This is a genomic window from Streptomyces sp. HUAS TT7, assembly GCF_051550175.1.
In the GTDB taxonomy this organism is placed as follows: domain Bacteria; phylum Actinomycetota; class Actinomycetes; order Streptomycetales; family Streptomycetaceae; genus Streptomyces.
The window spans coordinates 3,394,733-3,415,749 of sequence record NZ_CP196175.1 but is presented as its reverse complement, the minus strand read 5'-3'; the positions used below and the strand labels follow the sequence as shown (position 1 = coordinate 3,415,749).

Annotated in this window: 20 protein-coding genes and 1 pseudogene; 12 read left to right on the top strand and 9 right to left on the bottom strand. The window is 70.5% G+C overall.

Annotated features, from left to right (window positions below; translation table 11 throughout):
* Positions 1-67 precede the first annotated feature (67 nt).
* Positions 68-1,453, bottom strand: a complete 1,386-nt coding sequence (locus tag ACSHXC_RS15205) for an FAD-binding protein (protein WP_438292126.1) — start codon at positions 1,451-1,453, stop codon at positions 68-70.
* Positions 1,454-1,651: 198 nt separating this feature from the next.
* On the opposite strand from ACSHXC_RS15205, the gene ACSHXC_RS15200 reads away from it, so the two are divergent.
* From ACSHXC_RS15200 to ACSHXC_RS15185, 4 genes are read left to right on the top strand one after another with little or no spacing between them, the layout of a single operon-like run.
* Complete coding sequence (locus tag ACSHXC_RS15200; protein WP_438292124.1) at positions 1,652-2,191, top strand: phosphatase PAP2 family protein; 540 nt, start codon at positions 1,652-1,654, stop codon at positions 2,189-2,191.
* Entirely contained in the window at positions 2,188-3,132 is a 945-nt protein-coding gene (locus ACSHXC_RS15195; protein ID WP_438292123.1) for a decaprenyl-phosphate phosphoribosyltransferase, read from the top strand. The genes ACSHXC_RS15200 and ACSHXC_RS15195 overlap by 4 nt, the downstream gene beginning before the upstream one ends.
* A complete protein-coding gene (locus tag ACSHXC_RS15190) occupies positions 3,129-3,590 on the top strand; it encodes a GtrA family protein (RefSeq protein ID WP_438292122.1) in 462 nt (153 codons plus the stop codon). The genes ACSHXC_RS15195 and ACSHXC_RS15190 overlap by 4 nt, the downstream gene beginning before the upstream one ends.
* Positions 3,578-4,477, top strand: a complete 900-nt coding sequence (locus ACSHXC_RS15185; protein WP_438292121.1) for a YihY/virulence factor BrkB family protein — start codon at positions 3,578-3,580, stop codon at positions 4,475-4,477. Before ACSHXC_RS15190 ends, ACSHXC_RS15185 begins: the two co-directional genes overlap by 13 nt.
* Here ACSHXC_RS15185 and ACSHXC_RS15180 read toward each other — a convergent pair.
* Positions 4,446-5,918, bottom strand: a complete 1,473-nt coding sequence (locus ACSHXC_RS15180; RefSeq protein ID WP_438292120.1) for a D-alanyl-D-alanine carboxypeptidase family protein — start codon at positions 5,916-5,918, stop codon at positions 4,446-4,448. The genes ACSHXC_RS15185 and ACSHXC_RS15180 overlap by 32 nt on opposite strands.
* On the opposite strand from ACSHXC_RS15180, the gene ACSHXC_RS15175 reads away from it, so the two are divergent.
* The 3 genes from ACSHXC_RS15175 (at position 5,917) to ACSHXC_RS15165 (ending at position 10,237) form a co-directional block, all read left to right on the top strand.
* A complete protein-coding gene (locus ACSHXC_RS15175; RefSeq protein WP_438292119.1) occupies positions 5,917-6,195 on the top strand; it encodes an SCO4848 family membrane protein in 279 nt (92 codons plus the stop codon). The genes ACSHXC_RS15180 and ACSHXC_RS15175 overlap by 2 nt on opposite strands.
* 129 nt (positions 6,196-6,324) lie before the next feature.
* Positions 6,325-7,887 (top strand): ABC transporter substrate-binding protein, encoded by a 1,563-nt coding sequence (locus ACSHXC_RS15170; RefSeq protein WP_438292117.1) that lies wholly within the window; start codon positions 6,325-6,327, stop codon positions 7,885-7,887.
* Between the two features lie 151 nt (positions 7,888-8,038).
* Positions 8,039-10,237 (top strand): alpha-N-acetylglucosaminidase, encoded by a 2,199-nt coding sequence (locus ACSHXC_RS15165; protein WP_438292116.1) that lies wholly within the window; start codon positions 8,039-8,041, stop codon positions 10,235-10,237.
* Positions 10,238-10,295: 58 nt separating this feature from the next.
* Here ACSHXC_RS15165 and ACSHXC_RS15160 read toward each other — a convergent pair whose 3' ends face one another.
* Together ACSHXC_RS15160 and ACSHXC_RS15155 are read right to left on the bottom strand one after the other, a co-directional pair.
* Positions 10,296-11,039: a TetR/AcrR family transcriptional regulator gene (locus tag ACSHXC_RS15160; RefSeq protein ID WP_438292115.1), complete on the bottom strand. Its 744-nt coding sequence runs from the start codon at positions 11,037-11,039 to the stop codon at positions 10,296-10,298.
* A 75-nt stretch (positions 11,040-11,114) separates the two neighbouring features.
* Positions 11,115-11,246 (bottom strand): annotated as a pseudogene (locus ACSHXC_RS15155) (SMP-30/gluconolactonase/LRE family protein); the annotation flags it as partial.
* A gap of 715 nt (positions 11,247-11,961) precedes the next feature.
* Between ACSHXC_RS15155 and ACSHXC_RS15150 the strand changes: the two are divergent.
* Positions 11,962-12,225: a hypothetical protein gene (locus ACSHXC_RS15150; protein ID WP_438292114.1), complete on the top strand. Its 264-nt coding sequence runs from the start codon at positions 11,962-11,964 to the stop codon at positions 12,223-12,225.
* Positions 12,222-12,623 carry a hypothetical protein gene (locus ACSHXC_RS15145; protein WP_438292112.1) on the top strand — a complete coding sequence of 134 codons (402 nt, stop codon included), beginning with the start codon at positions 12,222-12,224 and terminating at the stop codon, positions 12,621-12,623. Before ACSHXC_RS15150 ends, ACSHXC_RS15145 begins: the two co-directional genes overlap by 4 nt.
* A gap of 79 nt (positions 12,624-12,702) precedes the next feature.
* On the opposite strand, the gene ACSHXC_RS15140 is transcribed toward ACSHXC_RS15145, so the two are convergent.
* The 5 genes from ACSHXC_RS15140 to ACSHXC_RS15120 form a co-directional block, all read right to left on the bottom strand.
* Positions 12,703-13,467, bottom strand: a complete 765-nt coding sequence (locus ACSHXC_RS15140) for a succinate dehydrogenase iron-sulfur subunit (protein ID WP_438292111.1) — start codon at positions 13,465-13,467, stop codon at positions 12,703-12,705.
* Positions 13,467-15,221, bottom strand: coding sequence for a succinate dehydrogenase flavoprotein subunit (gene sdhA, locus ACSHXC_RS15135; RefSeq protein ID WP_438292110.1), 1,755 nt, complete (start codon positions 15,219-15,221; stop codon positions 13,467-13,469). The genes ACSHXC_RS15140 and sdhA overlap by 1 nt, the downstream gene beginning before the upstream one ends.
* Before the next feature lie 31 nt (positions 15,222-15,252).
* Complete coding sequence (locus ACSHXC_RS15130; protein ID WP_053728383.1) at positions 15,253-15,735, bottom strand: succinate dehydrogenase hydrophobic membrane anchor subunit; 483 nt, start codon at positions 15,733-15,735, stop codon at positions 15,253-15,255.
* An 8-nt stretch (positions 15,736-15,743) separates the two neighbouring features.
* Positions 15,744-16,124, bottom strand: coding sequence for a succinate dehydrogenase, cytochrome b556 subunit (gene sdhC, locus ACSHXC_RS15125; protein ID WP_386104264.1), 381 nt, complete (start codon positions 16,122-16,124; stop codon positions 15,744-15,746).
* 166 nt (positions 16,125-16,290) lie between these two features.
* Complete coding sequence (locus ACSHXC_RS15120; protein WP_438292109.1) at positions 16,291-16,827, bottom strand: 2-oxo-4-hydroxy-4-carboxy-5-ureidoimidazoline decarboxylase; 537 nt, start codon at positions 16,825-16,827, stop codon at positions 16,291-16,293.
* 375 nt (positions 16,828-17,202) lie between these two features.
* Between ACSHXC_RS15120 and ACSHXC_RS15115 the strand changes: the two genes are divergently transcribed.
* The 3 genes from ACSHXC_RS15115 to ACSHXC_RS15105 all read left to right on the top strand — a co-directional run bounded on the left by ACSHXC_RS15115 (position 17,203) and on the right by ACSHXC_RS15105 (position 20,876).
* Entirely contained in the window at positions 17,203-18,951 is a 1,749-nt protein-coding gene (locus tag ACSHXC_RS15115; RefSeq protein WP_438292108.1) for a beta-N-acetylhexosaminidase, read from the top strand.
* A gap of 267 nt (positions 18,952-19,218) precedes the next feature.
* Entirely contained in the window at positions 19,219-19,881 is a 663-nt protein-coding gene (locus ACSHXC_RS15110) for an RNA polymerase sigma factor (RefSeq protein ID WP_438296596.1), read from the top strand.
* Entirely contained in the window at positions 19,881-20,876 is a 996-nt protein-coding gene (locus ACSHXC_RS15105) for a hypothetical protein (protein WP_438292107.1), read from the top strand. The genes ACSHXC_RS15110 and ACSHXC_RS15105 overlap by 1 nt, the downstream gene beginning before the upstream one ends.
* Positions 20,877-21,017: the final 141 nt, after the last annotated feature.

Genomic DNA, 21,017 nt, shown 5'->3' with positions numbered 1-21,017 from the left:
TCCGTAAGTTGTTGGGCGGCCCGGCAGGGCCGGATGTGACCGAGGGGGCCGAGCGGCTCGTAGAGGCTCACAGCCCCAGCCGTCGGCTCATGTCCGAGCGGAAGATCCCCTCGGGGTCCAACTCCCCTCTCAGGGAACGGAATTGGGGCAGCCTCGGGTACATGCGCTCCACCACCTCCGGCCGCATCCGAGCGTCCTTCGCCAGGTAGACCCGGCCGCCCGCGCCCGCCACCTCCTCGTCCAGTTCGTCGAGGAGCGCGCCGAGCCCCGGGAGGTTCGCGGGGATGTCGAGGGCCAGGGTCCAGCCGGGGAGGGGGAAGGAGAGCCAGCCGGGGTCGGCCTCGCCGAAGCGTTTGAGGACGGCGAGGAAGGAGGGGCAGCCGTGCCGCGAGATGCGGCGCACGATGGCACGCAGGGTTTCCTCGTGCCCGTACCCGACGACGAACTGGTACTGCACGAAGCCGCCCCGGCCATACACCCGGTTCCAGTGCGGCACCCCGTCAAGGGGGTGGAAGAACGTCGAGATGCGCTGGAGCTCGCCCGTACGGTGTCTGGGCGCCCTGCGGTACCAGAGTTCGTTGAACGCTCGGACGGAGGCGCGGCCGAGCAGCCCCTCCGGCAGGAAGGCGGGGGCGGGCGGAAGCCGGCGCGGCCGGAAGGCGAGCGGGGTGCGGCGGGCGCGGGGCGGCAGCATGTCGAGCGGCGCGTGCTCACCGCGCGTCAGTACCGACCGCCCGGTCCTCGCGCCCCGCGCGAGGAGGTCGATCCACGCCACCGAGTACCGGTAGCGGTGGTCCCCAGACTCAAGACGGGTCATCAAGTCGTCCAGATCGACGGCCCGTTCGGTGTCCACGGCCATCAACGAGGTGCGTACGGGCAGGAGTTGGACGGTCGCTCGCAGGATCACGCCTGTCAGGCCCATCCCGCCCGCCGTCGCGTCGAACAGCTCGCTGCCCGGCGCGACGGTACGTACCGTGCCGTCCGCGGTGAGCAGTTCCAGCTCGCGCACATGGCGGGCGAAGGAGCCCGAGACGTGGTGGTTCTTGCCGTGGATGTCGGCGCCGATCGCCCCGCCGACCGTGACGTACCGCGTGCCCGGCGTCACCGGCACGAACCAGCCGAGTGGCAGCAGCACCTCCATCAGGCGGTGCAGGCTCACTCCCGCGTCGCAGACGACGACGCCCGCCTCGGCGTCGACGGTGCGGATGCGGTCGAGGCCGGTCATGTCGAGGACCGCGCCGCCCGCGTTCTGTGCGGCGTCCCCGTATGCCCGGCCGAGCCCGCGGGCGATCGTGCCGCGTGCCCCGCACGCCCGGACGGCGGCGGCCGCCTCCTCGTAGCTCCGGGGGTGCAGCAGCCGCGCCGTGGTGGGGGCGGTGCGGCCCCAGCCGCTCACGGACGTCGGCGGGCCGGGAGGCGCGGGCACGGTGTCGGGTGACGTGTCGGCAGACATGAATGCGACGGTATCGCCTGTGAAGCCCCTTTTGTCAGAACCTCCCTCGCCCCTTTGTCGCCGGTAAACCGCTAACCGAAATGGGTGATTATCTGAGTGTCATACCTATTCATCCCGGATTCGCATTCCCCCGCGCAGGAGAGTCGCCCGTGGCCTACGGCCAGTTGGCGGGCCGATGTCACGGAAGAGGGGTGGCAGATGCAGAAGTCGTCGTGCACCGACGCCGACCGGCGGCTCCTGGCCGCACTGCGCGACTGCGGCACGGATCCGCGGGTGGCCGCCGCCGCCCGGGCGCTGTCCCGGGCCGGTGAGCACGGCGCGCTGTGGCTCGCGACCGGGCTCACCGCGGCCGCCGCCGACCGGGGCCGACGCGGCGCCTGGCTGCGCGGCACCGCCCTGGTCGCCGCCGCCCATCTGGCCAGCATGGGTGTGAAGCGCGTCGTGCGCAGGCCCCGCCCGCAACTCCCGGCGGCCGAGCCGCTGGTGCGTACCGCCGGGCGGCACTCCTTCCCCAGCTCGCACGCGAGTTCCGCGGCCGCGGCCGCTGTCGCGTACGGGGCGCTGCGGCCCGCCGGGGCGCGCCTCGTGCCGCCGCTGGCCGCCGCGATGTGCGTGTCCCGCGTGGTCGCCGGGGTGCACTACCCGAGCGACATCGCGGCGGGTGCCCTGCTCGGCGGTGTCACCGCGCGGGCCGGCGCGGCCTGGATGCGCGAACCGCTCGAAAGGGGGCGCCGATGACCGAGCCCGGCACGGCACTCCTCGACGGGTCGGGGCCGGTCTCGGCCGCCCGGCGCCTGCTCGCGCTGCCCGGCGGTCTGGTGCGCACCGCGCGGCCCCGCCAGTGGGTCAAGAACCTGCTCGTGGTGGCCGCGCCCGCCGCCGCCGGCCGGCTGACGAGCCCGCACGTCATCGCCCAACTCTCCATGGTCTTCCTGCTGTTCACGGCCGCCGCCTCCGCCGTCTACCTCATCAACGACGCCCGCGACGCCGAGGCCGACCGCGCCCACCCCGACAAGTGCCACCGCCCGGTCGCCGCCGGCCGGGTGCCCGTCGGGGTCGCCTACGCGACCGGCGGGGTCCTCGCCGTACTCGCCCCGCTGGCCGCCGCGCTGACCTGCAACGCGATGACGGCCACGCTGCTCACCGCGTACGTCGTCATGCAACTCGCCTACTGCGTCAAGCTGAAGCACGTCCTGGTCGTCGACCTCGTGGTCGTCACCACCGGGTTCCTGATGCGGGCGATGACCGGCGGGGTCGCGCTCGGCATCCCGCTGTCCCGCTGGTTCCTGATCACCGCCGGGTTCGGCGCGCTGTTCATGGTCTCCGCCAAGCGGTACTCCGAGGCCCTCCAGATGGAGGGGCGCGGGGCCGCCACCCGCTCGCTCCTGAACGCGTACACGACCGGCTATCTGCGCTTCGTGTGGCAGCTCGCCGCCGGTGTCGCGGTCCTCGCGTACTGCATGTGGGCGCTGGAGAGCGGCGGTGTGTCCAATGGATCGCTGCTGCCCTGGCGGCAGTTGTCGATGGTCCCCTTCATCGGCGCGATCCTGCGCTACGCCGTCTTCGCCGACCGGGGGAGCGCGGGGGCGCCCGAGGACGTCGTCCTGCGTGACCGCGCGCTCGCGGTCATCGGCCTGGCCTGGATCACGATGTACGCGCTCGCGGTGGCCGATCTGTGAGCGTCGCCAGGTCCGAGGTGATCGGCTTCACGCTGGCCGGGATCTGCGCGTACGCGGCCGACCTCGGCCTGTTCGTGTGGCTGCGCTCGGGGCTAGGCTGGGACCCGATCGCCGCCAAGTCCCTTTCCTTCGTGGCCGGTTGTACCGTCGCCTACCTCGGCAACGCGTTCTGGACGTACCGCGGGCGCCGGGTCGGCTGGCGCGAGTACGCCGTGTTCTTCGCGGTGAACATCGCGGGCGCCCTCGTGCAGCTGCTCTGCATCGCCGTCTCGCACTACGGCCTCGGCTTCACCTCGTCCCGCGCCGACACCCTTTCGGGTGCGGTCTTCGGCATGGCCCTCGCCACCTGCCTGCGATTCTGGGGAACGAGAACACTGGTCTTCGGGGGGTCCGGGGGCTCGCCCCCGGAAAGACACAGCCGAGTTGAAGAGGGTAGTCGTACGTCATGGACTGGCTGAAGAAACTTCCCGTCGTCGGGCCCTGGATCGCCCGGCTCATGCGGACGCACGCCTGGCGTTCGTACGAGCGGCTCGACCGGGTCTACTGGTCCAGGCTGGCCGCCGCCATCACCTTCATCAGCTTCCTGGCGCTCTTCCCGCTGCTGACCGTCGGCGCCGCCATCGCGGCCGCGCTGCTCTCCACCACGCAGGTGCACAAGCTCCAGAACACCATCGCCGAACAGGTCCCCGGCATCTCCGACCAGCTCGACCTCCAGGGGCTCATCGACAACGCGGGCACCGTCGGCGTCGTCGCGGGCGCCCTGCTGCTGCTCACCGGCATCGGCTGGGTCTCGCAGATGCGCGGCTGCCTGCGCGCCGTGTGGGAGACGGAGGACGACGGCGAGGGCGAGAACCCCATTCTGCGCAAGCTCAAGGACGGCGGCGTGCTCATCGGCCTCGGCGGCGCGGGCCTCGCCTCCTGGGCCGCGTCCTCCATCGGCTCCACCGCGATCGGCTGGACCGCCGACCGCCTCGGCATCGACCAGAGCGCCGCGGGCGGGGTGCTGCTGCGCATCGCGGCGATCGTGGTCGCCGTCCTCGCCGACTTCCTGCTCCTGCTGTACGTCCTGACGCTGCTGCCCGGGGTGAACCCGCCGCGCCGCCGCCTGATGGTGGCCGCCCTGCTCGGCGCGGTCGGCTTCGAGCTCCTGAAGATGCTGCTCGGCGGCTATATGAAGGGCGTCGCCGCCAAGAGCATGTACGGGGCCTTCGGGGTGCCCATCGCGCTGCTGCTCTGGATCAACTTCACGGCGAAGCTGCTCCTGTTCTGCGCGGCATGGACGGCCACCCCGGCCAAGGAGGACGACCCGGAGGTCACCGCTTCCGAATCGGCCAGCGCCGGTTGAGCAGGAAGATCGCGCCCGCGACGAGGACCAGCGCGCCGCCCGCGACGCCGAGCGCGATGCCGATCCCGCCGCTCTCGCCCTTGGCGGCGGCGGCCTGCCCGGTCCGGTTCTTCGCGCTGCCCTGAGCGCTGCCCGAGCCGGTCCCGGTGCCGGCCGTCGCCGACTTCGGCGGGACCAGCTCGCCGACCGGGGTGACCTTCCCCTCCGCCGCGAACCCCCAGTCGAGCAGCCGGGCCGCCTCCTTGTAGACGGCCTGGCTCTCACCCGGCGCGGGGTTCATGACGGTGACGAGCAGCACCTTGCCGTCCCGCTCCGCGACCCCGGTGAAGGTCGAGCCCGCGTTGGTGGTGTTGCCGTTCTTGACGCCCGCGATGCCCTTGTACGGGGTGAGCCCGAGGTCGCCGGTGAGCAGCCGGTTGGTGTTCTGGATCTCCAGCGTCTCGCGCTTCTTGTCCTTGCCCTCGGCGCCGGGGAACTTCGCGGTCGCCGTCGAGCAGTACTCGCGGAAGTCCTTGTTCTGCAGCCCCGAGCGGGCGAACAGCGTCAGGTCGTACGCGCTGGAGACCTGCCCCGGCATGTCGTAGCCGTCCGGCGAGACGACCCGGGTGTCCAGGGCCTGGAGCTCGTCGGCCTGGGCCTGCATGTCCTGGACGGTCTTGGGCACGCCGCCGTTCATCGAGGCGAGCACGTGCACGGCGTCGTTGCCCGAGCGCAGGAACACCCCGAGCCACAGGTCGTGCACCGAGTACGACAGGTTCGGCTTCACCCCGACCAGGCTGCTGCCCGGGCCCATCCCCGCGAGGTCGGCCGGGGTGACCGTGTGCTGCTGGTCGCGGGGGAACTTGGGCAGCACGGTGTCCGCGAACAGCATCTTCAGGGTGGAGGCGGGCGGCAGGCGCCAGTGCGCGTTGTGCGAGGCGAGCACCTGGCCGCTCTCGGCGTCCGCGACGATCCAGGAGCGTCCGGTCACGTCCTTGGGCAGCACGGGCGCGCCCGGACCGAGCCGCACCTGGGTGCCGGCCTGGCCCAGCTGGTCGCCGCCGACCTTCGACATGTCCGCGGGCGGCGGGTCGTTGCTGGGCTTGCCCGGGGCGCCGGGCGAGGCGGACGGGGCCGGTTTGTCGTCCCGGGGCAGGGCGGCGGCGGGGCCCGCGGCGAGGGCGGGCAGCACGGCGGCCGAGGCCACGGCGACGGACAGGGCGAGCGAGGCGGGCCGCCCGGACGCGCGAAGACGCGATCCGAGGGGGCTGGACGCGCTCGTCCCGGACGCGGTCTTCTCGGACGCGGGCCTCTGGGACGCGGTCTTCTGGGAAACGTTCACGGCAGACACGTTCGAGAACGTACAGGCTGCGGCCATCGACCCGATCATCGTACGGATGACCCGCCGGGAGCTCCCACCCGCCCGGAGGTGCCCGGCGGCCGACGCCGATACTGGACGCATGAAACTCAGCCGCCCTCTCTCCTGGTTCCTGCTCGCCTTCGGCGCGTGGAGCTGGGTCATCTGGACCACTTTCGTGAAGAACCTGTGGAAGGACGGCAGCGGGCTCGCCTTCGACGCCGCCGGGGATCCGACCGCCTACTTCTGGGTCCACCTGACGCTCGCCATCACCTCGTTTCTTCTGGGGACGGGCGTGGGAGCCATCGGGTTCCGTTCGCTGCGCCACCTGAGGCGTGAACAGTCGGCCGCCGCCGAGAGCTCCGTCGCGCCCGGTCAATAAGTGGCTGTGAGTGGAAGGTTGACCCTTCCACAATGTGAAGGTCGTGTGATTGGGTGAGCGTCATCACAGGCGCAGCGTGCTGACTCCGTGCGCCGACCAGGGGTGGGGCGTTCCGAGGAGAGCACGGCGATGCGGTCGATCCGTATGCGGTTTGTGGCGATTGGTGCGGCTGTGGTGGTCGCCGGAGTGGGCGGATGGCAGCTGTTGCCGTCCGACACGGCGAGGAAGGCCCCCATCGTCGTCGGCACCACCGACGTGATCACCTCGCTCGACCCGGCGGGCGCCTACGACGCCGGCTCCTGGGCGGTCTACAACAACGTCTACCAGTCGCTGCTCACCTTCAAGCAGGGCAGCACGACGCCGGTCCCGGACGCCGCGAAGAGCTGCACGTTCGTCGGGCAGAAGCTCCAGACGTACCGCTGTGTGATGCGCGACGACATCAGCTTCTCCAGCGGGCGCAGGATGACGGCCGAGGACGTGAAGTTCTCCTTCGACCGGATGCTGAAGATCGCCGACAAGCTGGGCCCCGCCCCGCTGTTCTCGATGCTCGGCTCGGTGCAGGCCGAGGGGGACACGGTCACCTTCAACCTGAAGAGCAAGGACGCCACCTTCCCGTCCAAGCTGGCCACCGGCGCGGGCTCGATCGTCGACAGCAGCCAGTACCCGGCGGACGGGCTGCGCAAGGAGAACTCGGTGATCGGCTCGGGGCCGTACCTGCTCAAGGAGTACAAGAAGGACTCCGAGGGGAAGCCGGTCAGCGCGCGCCTGGAGCCCAACCCCGGGTACAAGGGGGCGGCCACCAGGCAGGGGCTGCCCGTCACGGTCCGCTACTTCGCCGAGGCCGACCAGCTGAACGCCGCCTGGCAGGCCAAGCAGGTCGACGTCACCCACCGCGAGATGCCGCCCGAGGTGCTCGCCAAGCTCTCGCCCGGGTCCGGCCTGCGCATCACGACCTCGCCGGGCTACGACATCCGCGAGCTGAACTTCAACCTGAAGTCGCCGAGCCCGGTCTCCAAGACCAGGGTCCGCGAGGCCGCAGCCGCCCTCGTCGACCGTGAGGCGCTCGCCAACGCCGTCTACAGCGGCACCGTCGACCCGCTCTTCTCGCTGATCCCGCAGGGTTTCACCGGACACAGCACCGCGTTCTTCGACGCCTACCCGAAGCCCGACCCGGTGAAGGCGAAGGCGCTCCTGAAGGGCGAGCAGCTCCCGGTCCGCTTCACCATGGCGTACCGCAAGCTCGGCGCGAACGGAGCGGAGGCCGAGCAGCTCAAGAAGCAGCTGGAGCGGGACGGCCTGTTCGAGGTCGACCTGATCGCCGAGCCGGACTGGACGAAGATGCAGCAGAACTACGCCGAGGGGAAGTACGACTCGTACACGGCCGGCTGGCTCGCCGACTTCCCCGACCCGGACAACTTCGGCCAGCCGCTGGTCGGCACGGGCAACAGCCTCCACAACGGGTACTCCGACAAGGAGACCGACAAGATCATCCAGCGCACCCAGGAGTTCACCGACCGCGGCCGGGCCGCCGACGACTTCAAGGCGCTCCAGGAGAAGGTCGCCGAGGACGTCCCGCTGATCCCGCTGTGGCAGGGCAAGAACTACGTCCTGGGCAGCAAGGACGTCAGCGGCTCGCAGTACCTGTCGGACGGCACGGGCGTGTGGCGGCTGTGGGAACTGGGCTGGATCTGAGGTCTGCTGAGCACGGGGCCGGAAGCGGCGGGAAGGAGCCCATGGAGTCGGCGGGGTTTGAAGCGAAGCAGTTCACCCAAAGGGCTTTTGTCCAAGGAGTCACCGGTTCTGCTCCATTGACCGCGCTGGGACACGCTGCTTCCGTCGGGGGATGCGCCTTTCCCGTCGTACGCTCCTGAGCTCACTCGCCGGATCGGCCCTCGCCCTCGGGGCGGGCACCGAGGCCGGGTACGCCACCGAGACCGGGTCCGTGGCCGCCAAGGGACCCGCCGCGCGGGCGCTGGCCCGGCTGCTGCCCGCCCACCGTGACCAGGTCACCTTCCGTACGGTGCCGCGCGCGGCCGGCCGCGACCGCTTCCGCGTCTCGGGCGGGGCCGGCCGGATCCTCGTCGAGGGCAGTACCCCGGCGGTCCAACTCACCGGATTCCACACGTACTTGAGACAGGTCGCGCACGCCCACATCTCCTGGGCGGGCGAGCAGACCCGGCTGCCGGGCCGCCTCCCGGCCGTGCCTGAGCCCATCGAGAGAACGGCCAACGTCACCCACCGCTTCGTCTTCAACGACACCAACGACGGCTATACCGGCACCTACCACGACTGGTCCTACTGGGAGCGCGAGCTCGACGTCCTGGCCCTGCACGGCTACAACGAGGTACTCGTCTACCTCGGCGCGGACTCCGTCTACCACCGAACCTTCCTTCAACACGGTTACGCGGACGCCGAGTTGAGGTCCTGGATCCCGGGCGCCTCGCACCAGCCGTGGTGGCTGCTCCAGAACATGTCCGGCTTCGGCGGTCCGGTCTCCCGGCAACTCCTCGACCAGCGCGTCCAGTTGGCGTCCCGTATCGTCGACCGGCTGCGCGAACTCGGCATGACCCCGGTGCTGCCCGGCTACTTCGGCACGGTCCCGCCCGGCTTCGCCACCCGCAACCCGGGCGCGCACGTCGTGCCGCAGGGCACCTGGGTGGGCTTCAGCCGTCCCGACTGGCTAGACCCGCGCTTCGACCACTTCGCCCGCATCGCGGCCACCTTTTACGGCGTACAGGCCGAACTGCTCGGTGCGACCTCCATGTACAAGATGGACCTGCTGCACGAGGGCGGCACCCCCGGTGACGTCCCGATCGGCCCGGCCGCCCAGGCCGTCGAGAAGGCGCTGCGCACCGCGCGCCCCGGGGCGATCTGGAACCTGCTCGGCTGGCAGGAGAACCCGCACCGCGAAATCATCGAAGCGGTCGACAGGACGAAGCTGTTCATCGTCGACGGCCTCTCCGACCGCTTCCCGTCCGTCACCGACCGCGAACAGTCCTGGGAGGGCGCGCCGTACGCGTTCGGCTCGATCTGGAACTTCGGCGGCCATACGGCGATGGGCGCCAACACCCCCGACTGGGCTTCCCTGTACGAGAGTTGGCGCACCAAGCCGGACAGTGCGCTGGACGGCATCGCGCTGATGCCGGAGGGCGCGGACAACAACCCGGCCGCCTTCGCCCTCTTCTCCGACCTGCCCTGGACGGACGGCCCGCTCGACCTGGAGGCGTGGTTCGAGCAGTGGCCGGCCTACCGCTACGGCGCGGCCGACGCGCACGCGGCAGAGGCGTGGGACGTCCTTCGCCGCACGGCGTACGGCACGACGCGGGAGGACTCGTGGAGCGAGGGGGCGGACGGCCTGTTCGGCGCCCGCCCGAGCCTGACGGCGAAGTCGGCGGCGTCCTGGTCTCCTCCTCAACTCCGCTACGACAGTGGCGAGTTCGAGGCGGCACTGCCGGCTTTGCTGGCTGCGGCACCTGCCCTGCGCAACACGTCCGCGTACCGCTACGACCTGATGGACGTGACCCGGCAGACCCTGTCCAACCGCTCCAGAGTCCTGCTCCCGCAGATCCGGGAGGCGTACGAGTCGAAGAGCAAGGAGCGGTTCGCCGAGCTGACGGGGGAGTGGTTTTGCTGCCTGGCCCTGCTTGAGCGGGTGGTGGCGACGGATGGGGGGCATCTGCTGGGCCGCTGGGTCGCGGACGCGAGGTCGTGGGGTGCGACGGCGGAGGAGAAGGACCGGCTCGCGTACGACGCGGTGTCGCTGCTCACGGTGTGGGGACCGCGCGGGGCGGCGGACGGCGGAGGCCTGCGCGACTACGCGAACCGGGAGTGGTCCGGCCTGGTGGGCGGCCTGTACACGCTGCGCTGGCGCACGTACTTCGACACCCTGTCGACCTCCCTCGCAACGGGGCGGCCCCCGACCCCGGTCGACTGGTACGCGCTGGAGGACAAGTGGGTACGGACGCATCCGGCGTACGGGGTGTCTCCGACGGGGGATGTGGTGGGGGTGGCGGGGGAGGTGAGAGCGGCCCTGGGCCTGTAGCGGCTGGGGCTCCGCCCGGACCCCGGGGGTGCCCACCCGCCCAGGCCAGGGCGAGCGGCTACCCCCTTGTGCGGGAGGCCGCCGCCTGGGACATGCCCGGCAGGAAGTCCGTGAACAGCTCATGCACCTCGTGCACGAGCGGCCGCAACACCCGGAACCGGGCCAGCGCCACCCCCCGGGTGGTCAGCTTCGCACCCCGCCCCGCGAGGCGATAGCTCCGCTCCCGCCCGGGAGACCGGTCGAAGACCCAGTACAGGACGAGTCCCATCTGCGACAGCCACATCAACTCGGGCAGCACATCGACGAGTTCGGCCGGCACCTTCGTCTTCGTGCCGGCCAGCACCTCCCGGTGCACGGAGATCGCCGCCTCCCGCGCATGCTCCGACTCCGAGGAGAACGGGCTGAGCGGACTGTCCGGATCCGCCGCGTTCTTGAAGAACTGCGCCGCGAACTCGTGGTACGGCGAGGCGATGTCCAGCCAGGCCCGCAGCACCCCGGCGAGCCGGGCCTCCAGGTCGGTCTCGGTGTCCAGGACGTCCCGCACCGCCGCCTGGTGCTCGGCCGCGATCCGGTCGTAGAAGCCCTGGATCAGGTGTTCCTTGCCGGCGAAGTAGTAGTACGCGTTGCCGACCGAGACCCCGGCCTCCTGCGCGATGGCCCGCATCGTGGTCTTGTCGTACCCCCGCTCCTGGAACAGCCGCATCGCGGTCTCCAGGATGAGGGTGCGGGTCTGCTCGCCCTTGGCGGGGCGGGACCCGGCCGCATCGGGGTCCGTCTCTTCAGGCGCGTTCTGTGCTGGCACGGCAAGAGCCTAATCGGACAGCCCGCGGCCGGGCCCGGAGGGTTCCGGCCCCGCAGCGGACGCCGGGGGGAACCCTCAACCCCGCACCCGCGGCAGCCCGGTCACCCCCATCACCGCCGAATAGAGAGACGTATTGGCGGTGATGAAGAGCCGATTGGTCTTGGGCCCGCCGAAGGCGATGTTGGAGACGGGCTCGGGGGCGAGGAGCCCGTTGGGCGCCTCGAACCCGTCCGCGACGAGCCGGACCTCGCCGGTGCAGGGGTCGGGGCGGATGCCCTTGTAGTCGCCGGTGCTGCCGACGCCGTAGCGCTCCGTTCCGAAGGTTACGCAAGGGGGGCTTCTTCACCCGGCCGGGTGAACTGCGGAGCGTCGGCCCGGCCGCCTGTCCGGCTGGGCGAGCCGCAGGTCAGGCCGGGTGTTCGAGGGGGTGAACCGTCCTGTTCGGGGCGGGAGTTGGGGCTTGCGTCGCTCACTTAGCGTGGCTGTACAGTCGCCGACACCGCGAAAGCGGCCAGTCGGACATGGAAAGCCCCCGCGGTGCGCGAACACCCGGGGGCCGACACAAGGACACCAACTCCTCATGTGCTTTCACCGTACAACGCCCGTCTGTGCTCTCTCCGCCTCCAGTAACGCGCTCATGCGTGACCGCGCCACCTCCTGGTGTGCCGCAGCTGTGCCGGTGCAGCTCCTCGGCCTCCTCTTCTCCCTGGCGCGGGGCTCTTTTCCATGGAGCGCGAGGACTTAGGCGCCGGGTACAGCCAACTTCACTTCCCCGTACTGGAATTCACCCCTGAGGGTGATGGCCGTAGCGGGGTGCAACTTCCGGCCCGGACCTCTCCGGGGCGGTTTCCGCAAGGAAAGGAATGCAGTGACTCTTCAGCTTGAGAGGCCCACCGAGGTATACCGGAGGTATACTGTCGTCATGGCCGACACCACGATCAAGGTTGACCCTGCCGTCCGCGACCGCCTCATGGTGCTCGCCCGCGAACGTGGGATGACCATGCGCGACCTGCTCGGCGAGCTGGCCGGGGCGACTCCCACCAAGGAGGAGCTGGAAGCCCGCTACGAGGCCACCAAGGCGTACTGCGAGAAGCACTTCGGTGTGAAGCTCACGCAGGTGGACCACGACCGGGTCGAGAAGGTCTGGCAGGACCTGGAGGCCGGGCGCGAGGTGGACAGCCTGTGAGCGCCAGCAAGGCCGTCGTCTACGACGAGTCGGCCCTCCTCGCCCTGGGCGCGGGCAACCATCTGGCCTCGCAGTTCGTATCGAACACGGAGCACGCAGCGACCCGGCACGTCTACATCCCCGCACTCTGCCTCGCGGCGGCGGACGCGCAACGTGAAGGGGTCGCCGAGCATGTGGGCGCCCTGGAAGCCGTGGACATCGTGGCGCTGGACTTCGCGGGTGCGTCCACCGTGGGGGCGTTGGTCCGCAGCGGGCTCGACTGGCGCCTCGCACACGCCGTCCATCTGGCCAGGCCGTCGGTGGAGTGGCCGGACGGCTGCCCGGTGCTGACCGTGGAACCGGATCTGTACGAGGGCACCCCCCTCGTCCGTACGATCCGGCTGCCCACCGGCAAGTAGCAACGCAAAGGCCCCGCCCCCAGAAGTGAACCTCCAGGGGCGGGGCCCAGCACGCACGTACGTGCGGCCGTACAGAAAGCTAGAACCGGCGCGTGATCAGCGCGCGCTTCACTTCCTGGATGGCCTTCGTGACCTCGATGCCTCGGGGGCACGCGTCCGTGCAGTTGAACGTGGTGCGGCAACGCCACACGCCGTCCTTGTCGTTGAGGATCTCCAGGCGCTGCTCGCCCGCCTCGTCACGGCTGTCGAAGATGAAGCGGTGCGCGTTCACGATCGCGGCCGGGCCGAAGTACTGGCCGTCGTTCCAGAAGACCGGGCACGACGAGGTGCACGCCGCGCACAGGATGCACTTCGTGGTGTCATCGAAGCGCTCGCGGTCCTCGGGGGACTGCAGCCGCTCACGCGTCGGCTCGTTGCCCTTCGTGATGAGGAAGGGCATCACGTCGCGGTATGCCTGGAAGAACGGCTCCATGTCCACGACCAGGTCCTTCTGGACCGTGAGGCCCTTGATGGCCTCGATGGTGATGGGCTTGGACGGGTTGATGTCCTTGATCAGGGTCTTGCAGGCGAGGCGGTTCTTGCCGTTGATGCGCATGGCGTCGGAACCGCAGATGCCGTGGGCGCAGGAGCGGCGGAAGGTCAGGGAACCGTCCATGTCCCACTTGATCTTGTGGAGACCGTCGAGCACGCGCTCCTTCGGGTCGATCTCCAGCTGGAAGTCCTCCCACGTCGCTTCCTCGGAGATCTCCGGGTTGAAGCGGCGGATGCGGAAGGTGACCGTGATCAGGTGCGAACCGTTGTCCGCCTCAAGCTCCTGAAGCTTGTCCATCGTCGGGGTTGCCATCAGTACTTACGCTCCATCGGCTGGTAGCGGGTCTGGACGACGGGCTTGTAGTCGAGGCGGATCGAGTCCTTGCCGCCGTCCGCGACCTCGCGGTACGCCATGGTGTGGCGCATGAAGTTGACGTCGTCGCGGTTCGGGTAGTCCTCGCGGTAGTGACCGCCGCGGGACTCCTTGCGCGCCAGGGCGGAGACGGCCATGACCTCGGCCAGGTCGAGCAGGTTGCCCAGCTCGATGGCCTCCAGGAGGTCGGTGTTGAACCGCTTGCCCTTGTCCTGGACGGACACGTTCTTGTAGCGCTCGCGCAGCTCGGCGATCTTCTCGACCGCCGTCTTGATCGTCTGCTCGGTGCGGAAGACCATGACGTTGGCGTCCATGGTCTCCTGCAGCTCCTTGCGGATGACCGCCACGCGCTCGGTGCCGGTCGCCGACAGCAGGTTCTCGACCTGCGCCTGGACCTGCGCCGCCGGGTTCTCGGGGAGCTCGACGAAGTCCGCGGTGTGCGAGTACTCGGCCGCCGCGATGCCGGCGCGCTTGCCGAACACGTTGATGTCGAGCAGCGAGTTGGTGCCCAGGCGGTTGGCGCCGTGCACCGAGACGCACGCGACCTCGCCGGCCGCGTAAAGGCCCGGGACGACGGTGGTGTTGTCGCTCAGGACCTCACCCTCGACGTTCGTCGGGATGCCGCCCATGGCGTAGTGCGCGGTGGGCTGGATCGGGATCGGGTCCGTGTACGGCTCGATGCCCAGGTACGTACGCGCGAACTCCGTGATGTCCGGGAGCTTGGCGTCGAGCTGCTCCGGCGGGAGGTGCGTGAGGTCCAGGTAGACGTGGTCGCCCTCGGGGCCGCAGCCACGGCCTTCGCGGATCTCCGTGTAGATGGAGCGGGACACGACGTCACGGGACGCGAGGTCCTTCATGACCGGCGCGTACTTCTCCATGAAGCGCTCGCCGTCCTTGTTGCGGAGGATGCCGCCCTCACCGCGGGCGCCCTCCGTCAGCAGGATGCCCATGCGCCAGATGCCCGTCGGGTGGAACTGGAAGAACTCCATGTCCTCCAGGGGCAGCCCGCGGCGGTAGCACGCGGCCTGGCCGTCACCGGTCAGGGTGTGCGCGTTGGACGTCACCTTGAAGAACTTGCCGGTGCCGCCCGAGGCGTAGATGACCGACTTGGCCTGGAAGACGTGGATCTCACCGGTGGCCAGCTCGTACGCGACGACGCCCGCGGACTTCTTGACGCCGTCCTCCTCCACGATGAGCTGATCGAGGACGTAGAACTCGTTGAAGAACTCCACACCCTCCTTGATGCAGTTCTGGTAGAGGGTCTGGAGGATCATGTGGCCGGTGCGGTCGCCCGAGTAGCAGGCACGGCGGACGGGGGCCTCGCCGTGGTTGCGGGAGTGACCGCCGAAACGGCGCTGGTCGATCTCGCCCTTGGGCGTACGGCCGAACGGCAGGCCCATCTTCTCCAGGTCGAGGACCGCGTCGATGGCCTCCTTCGCCAGGATCTCGGCGGCGTCCTGGTCGACCAGGTAGTCACCGCCCTTGATCGTGTCGAAGGTGTGCCACTCCCAGTTGTCCTCCTCCACGTTGGCGAGCGCGGCGGCCATGCCGCCCTGCGCCGCACCGGTGTGGGAGCGGGTGGGGTAGAGCTTCGTCAGCACGGCGGTGCGGCTGCGCTTCGTCGACTCGATGGCCGCGCGCATGCCGGCGCCGCCGGCGCCGACGATGACGGTGTCGTACTTGTGGATCTTCATCAGAGAATTCCTCAGTCCCTCAGCCCGTGGCCTAGCGGATGTTCGGGTCGAAGGTGAAGATCACCAGCGTGCCCAGCAGGACGGTGAACACCGTGGCGGTGTAGAGCAGCATCTTCAGCCAGAAGCGGGTGTTGTCCCGCTGCGCGTAGTCGTTGATGACGGTGCGCAGGCCGTTGGCGCCGTGCAGCATGGCCAGCCACAGCATGGTCAGGTCCCAGATCTGCCAGAACGGGGACGCCCAGCGGCCCGCCACGAAGGCGAAGCCGATCTTGGAGACGCCGCCGTCCAGGACGAGCTGGATCAGCAGGTGGCCGAGGACCAGGACGACCAGCACGATGCCGGACAGCCGCATGAACAGCCAGCCGTACAGCTCGAAGTTCGTACGGGTCGACTTCGGGGTCTTCTTGGTGCGCTTGCGCGGGGCCTCGATGAGCGGGGCCGGGTGATCGGTGTCGTACAGGCTCACGCCCTCGACCTCGCCGATCGCCGCGGCGGAAGAGGTTTCGGCAGACATCTCAGTCCTCAGCTCCCGAACAGTTCACGAGCGGCATGGCCGAGCACCGGGTATAGCGCGCCCACCATCAGCACGAGCCAGATGGCCACGACGGACCAGAGCATCTGCTTCTGGAGACGCGGGCCCTTGGACCAGAAGTCCACGGCGATGATGCGCAGGCCGTTGAGCGCGTGGAACAGGATGGCGGCTACGAGGCCGTACTCCAGGCACGCGACGATGGGCGTCTTGTAAGTCGCCACGACTTTGTCGTACGCCTCGGGGGAGACACGCACGAGAGCGGTGTCGAGGACGTGTACGAACAGGAAGAAGAAGATGAGGACGCCGGTGACTCGATGAGCCACCCAGGACCACATTCCTTCCCGGCCGCGGTACAGCGTTCCAGCCGGCACGGAAGAACCCTCCGGGAGCGGTGTGTAGGGCCGGCCGGCTTCAGTGTCGGTCTGACCCGGCCGGGTACGGTCCACCGGCCCCGGTCATCGTAGCGACGTGATGTCGGTTCCCCTGCGCCGGGTCCATAGGTGTGATCAAACAGGCAATCAAACAGGCTCGTACGGCCTAGAGAACGCGGTGTGCGGGGCTCGCGGTGTCGGATTCGGGATGGTTGGCCACAAGATGGGCGAGTCGGGCGCGGGCGAGCCGGCGCAGTTCGTCGGCGGCGATCGACCGCTCCTCGTCCGGGTCGTTGTTCATCCGCAGCCGGATCCCGCTCAGGACCTGGTTGAGGTGCTCGGTGGGGCTGAACCCGTCGAGGCAGATCACGAAGGCGTGCCCGAAACTGCTCTCGTATCTGGCGTGCGCCGCCGCGAGCGCGGTGCGGGCGGCCTGCGGTGCGCTGTCGTGCAGGCCGGGCGAGGACTCGTCGGCAAACGCTTCGTCGAGGTCACTGGCGCTCAGGTCGTAGCTGGCCTCGTCGGCCGCGGCGAGCAGGGCGTCGAGGTCCGGGTAGGGGCGGTGGGCGGCGATCCGGGCGGCCCAGCGGCTGCTCGCGCAGCAGGCGAGCAGGGCCGCTTCGGCGGAGCCCTCACAAGCGCGGTTGAACCCGTCGAGGCCGCCGGGCCGAGGTGGGGCCGCCGGAACGGATGTGCCCCGCACCTGATTCGGTATGGCTGCCCGCCCCTGGGCACGAGGAGTGTGATGGAGTGTCGGCGGTCGCTTCCGGGGGCCGGCGTGGGAATCGCTGGACAGCGTGGGCTCCTCGAAACACTGCGCGGGACGGGTAGTACGGAACAGGACGGGCTGCGGAGCACGGAGACTGGAGTGGCAAGGGAGGTGGGAGTGCCGCCACGCTATCCACGTGGAGCAGAGGCCGTGCGACGGTTGCGCGAATTTCACCCGGACGGGCAAGCCGGTGCGTGCGCGGTGGACGATCACCCGGGCACTTCGGCGTACCTTCACCCCAGCTCTCGGCGCGGTATCCGGGGTATCCGGATTCGCCCTTACTGTTGTTGGACGGGAGGTTTCTGAGTGATGTCGCGTTTCAGGATGTCACGGGCCCGGATGCCGGGACCCGGCGACCCGAAGCGGTCGTCCTCGCCGTCGTCCGAGGCGCGCGCCTCTCAGCCGCGTGCGCCGCGGTCCCGTCCGGCCTGGCTGCACCGGCCGCGCGGCCGACGGGCGTTGGTGCTGAAGGTGGCCCTCGCGGGCATCGCGGTGCTCGCGCTGATCATCGCGGTCTGGCCGGACGACGACACCCACGGCGGGCACGGCGGCCCGGTCGACAACAAGCGGGCCTCCTCGGTGCTGCCCTCGCCGTCGCCGATCTACCCGATCTCCTCGCTGCCCCGCACCATCCCGTCCGTACGCGAGCACCGGCCCGCGCGCGGCCCCGGCTTCCGGCCCGTCGACTCGTCGCGGGTGATCGTGGCCGTCGGCAGCGAGAGCCTCACCGACGAGGGCAAGCTGCTCGCGCAGGAGCTCGGCGTCGACTACGCGACGGGCGGGCAGCCGCGCGAGGGCGACATCGAGCTGGCGCTGACCCCGCCGGCCAAGGGGCAGAAGGCCGCGCCCGAGTCGTACACGCTGACCACCCGGGACCGCCGCGTGCGGATCACCGGGCCGGACGACGCCGGGGTGTTCTACGGCACCCGCACTCTCAAGCAGGCGCTCAAGGGCGGCGGGGTGATGCCCGAGGGCGTCGTCGAGGACCGGCCGGACAAGCCGCAGCGCGGGCTCAACCTCGACATCGCGCGCAAGCAGTACAGCGCGGCCTGGATCGAGGAGCAGCTGCGGCAGATGGCCGACCTGAAGCTCAATCAGCTCGGTCTGCACTTCTCGGACGACCAGGGCTTCCGCATCGAGTCGTCCAGCCACCCCGAGGTCGTCTCGCGCGACCACCTCAGCAAGCGCGAGGTCCAGCGGATCGTGGCGCTGGCCACCAAGCTGCACATCACGGTGGTCCCCGAGATCGACTCGCCGGGCCACCTCGGTGCGGTGCTCGCCGCCCACCCCGGCCTCCAGCTGCGCGACAGGGACGGCAAGCCGGTCAGGGGCGCCATCGACCTCGCCAACCCCGAGTCCGGGCGCATCGTGGACGATCTGCTGCGCGAGTACGCCGACCTGTTCCCCGGGGCGTACTGGCACCTGGGCGGCGACGAGTACCAGGCGCTCGCGGTGAAGGCGCCGGCCACGCCCGGGACCGCCTATCCGTCTCTCGCGGCGGCCGCCCGCGCCAAGTACGGGCCGAAGGCGGACATCGAGGACCTGGCGACGGGCTGGCTCAACGACCGTGCGGCGGCGCTTCGTTCGGCCGGCGCGGGCCGCACCTTCAAGGCGTGGAACGACGGGTTCTTCCCCGGTGGCAAGGTGGCCGCCGACCAGGGCCGCGAGGTCGAGTACTGGACCGGCAAGGAGCCCGGGGAGCGCGCGCCGGAGGAGTACCTCGCCGAGGGCCGCCCGCTGGTCAACCTCAACGACGAGTACCTGTACTACGTCCTGGGCGAGCCGGGGAGCTACAAGTACCCGACGGGCAAGCGGATCTACGAGGAGTGGACGCCGTCGGTGGTGCGCGGCACCAAGCCCGTGGACGCCAAGTACGCCGGGCAGATCCTGGGCGGCCGGTTCGCCGTCTGGTCGGACAACCCGGGCGCGCAGACCGAGGAGCAGGTGGCGCGCGGCATCCGGCTGCCGCTGCGGGCGACGGCCCAGAAGCTGTGGGACGCGCGGACGCCGGCGATGGACTGGGAGGAGTTCAAGGCCCTGGCCGACCGGCTCGGCTGAGGTGCGGAGGACGACCGGGGCCGCCACCCCCCACAGGAGAGGCCCCGGCCGTCTTCCGGCGGGGTCGTTGTGGCGACCCCGTACTTGCTTCAGCGCCGAGCGTGCGTTTTCTGTCACACCCCGCTGTGTCAGCAGGTTGTTGCAGGTTGTACAAGTCATGGACTTAGGGGGCGCCGAGGCCGTAGCGTGCTGATTCGCGTTCGGGGTACGCGACAGTGGTGACCAGCGGTGACATCAGGACAAGCCAGTCAAGACAGGGTGCAGGGATTGCTGGGGGACGACGCGGAGCTGACCGCCGCGGTGCTCAGGGCGCAGGACGGGGACGAGGAAGCCTTCCGTGCTGTCTATCGCGCTGTGCACCCGCGCCTGCTCGGCTATGTCCGCACGCTGGTCGGCGAACCCGACACCGAGGACGTGGCCTCCGAGGCCTGGCTCCAGATCGCCCGTGACCTCGGACGCTTCAAGGGCGACGCCGACCGGTTCCGCGGCTGGGCCGCCCGCATCGCCCGCAACCGGGCGCTCGACCACATCAGGATGCGTGGCCGCCGGCCCGCCGTCGGCGGCGACGAGAGCGAGCTGACCTCGCACGCCGCCGCGTCGGACACCGCGGACGAGGCGATGGAGGCGCTCGGCACCGGACGTACGATGGCGCTCATCGCCCAGCTCCCGCAGGACCAGGCCGAGGCCGTGGTGCTGCGCGTCGTGGTCGGTCTGGACGCGAAGAGCGCGGCGCAGACCCTGGGCAAACGGCCCGGCGCGGTGCGGACCGCCGCGCACCGGGGCCTGAAGCGGCTGGCTGAACTGCTCGGCGCGGACGGCCCCCCGGGGGACGTAACCGAGGATGTGGAGGAGCTGGGTGCCGTGCCGTCGCAGCGTGCGCCGGAACGCGGTGTGACGCAATCGCGCGCCCGGACGCAGAAGGACATGTGATGGCTGACGAGCGGCACGAGTGGCTTGACGGGGATGCCGCCGAGCGACTGCTGCGCGGCGAAGGGGTCGAGCCCGGTGACGAGCGGGCCCGCGCCGAGGCCGACCGGCTCTCGGCCCTGCTGCGTTCCCTCGCCCACGACGAGCCGGCCACCACCGAACTCCCCGGCGAGGCGGCCGCCCTGGCCGCCTTCCGCAAGGCCCGCCCCGAGGGCGCTCCCGACGCGGAGGCCCTCGGCGTCGTACGGGTCGGACGCGTCGCCGAGGTGCATCCGGCGCCCCGGCGCAGACGCTTCGCACCGGTGCGCCTCGGCCTCGCCGCCGCGCTGGCCTGCTGTGCGCTCGGCGGGGTCGCTGTCGCCGCGGGCACCGGCGTGCTGCCCGGGCCCTTCGCCTTCGACGAGCAGGACCCCACGCCCGCCTCGACCGTCTCCGCCGAGGTGACCCCGGGTCCGGTCGCCACCTCGCCCTCGCACTCGCTGCCCCCGGGCTCCCCGACGCCCGACCGGCACGGGCCGTCCACCGGCGCGGGCACGCCCGGCGACTCCTCGCACTCGGCGAGCCCCGACGGTTCGGCCGCGGGCGGCAGCGGTGACGGAGACAAGAAGGGCGGTGCGCAGCCCGGCGGTTCGGGCGGCGACAACGATGGCGGGGACAGCGGCCTGTGGCTCGCCAAGACGGCCGACGACTGCCGCGACTACCGCTCGGGCAAGCTCGACCCGGACAAGCGCCGCAGCCTGGAGTCCGCGGCGCACGGCCCGGCCGCGGTGAAGGCGTTCTGCGATCTGCTGCTCGACGGCAAGGGCGGCAAGCCCGGCGGTACGGGCGACGGTTCGGGCAACGGCGACGACAACGGGGGCAAAGGCAAGGGCAAGGGCGACGGCTCCGGCAAGAGCGGCGGCGGAGGCGGCGGCAAGCAGAGCTCCGTGACCACCCGGCCCGGCCACCTCCTGGACTGGCTCAAGCCGGGCACGCTCACCCCGGCCGTACCGCACTGAAACGCGCTCGCCCGGGGTTGGAAACCGCGTACCGAAGCGCAGGTCGGAACCGGCAGTAACGTTTTTTGAGACGGCGGCGCAGTACTGAGTGAGCCGACTGGTCATCGGCGGCGCAGATGAGCCGGGGTTCCCCCCGTACCC